1 protein-coding gene is annotated in these 289 nt (G+C 45.3%); it reads left to right on the forward strand.

Annotated elements, in window-relative coordinates:
• Nucleotides 1-32 precede the first annotated feature (32 nt).
• On the forward strand, nt 33-289 hold a 257-nt coding region (locus AABA86_RS34255; protein WP_338309886.1), incomplete at its 3' end, for a hypothetical protein.

The following is a 289-nucleotide window of genomic DNA, read 5'->3' on the forward strand; positions in this document are numbered from 1 at the left end:
AGGTGATGACATTGGTTAATGTCGAGGTTCGTGTGAAGAAGAAGGGTTTACAGGTTAAAACTGTGGCTAAGGTTTATACCTTTGGTGAAAATTCGTGGACAATGATTCCTGGGGATCTCCAGTGCGTTCCCGATTCGTGGAATAAATTTGGGCAATTTGCGAGTGGTAATCTGCATTGGCTGACTACGACGGTGATCGATCAGGGTAAAGTGGTTCTTTCCATGGATGTGGAGAATGAGACTTGTGGTCAATTGTTGCTACCTCCTCATTTGAGCGCTCGTGATGACGT

It is taken from the genome of Bradyrhizobium sp. TM233 (assembly GCF_036247965.1).
Lineage (GTDB): Bacteria > Pseudomonadota > Alphaproteobacteria > Rhizobiales > Xanthobacteraceae > Bradyrhizobium > Bradyrhizobium ottawaense.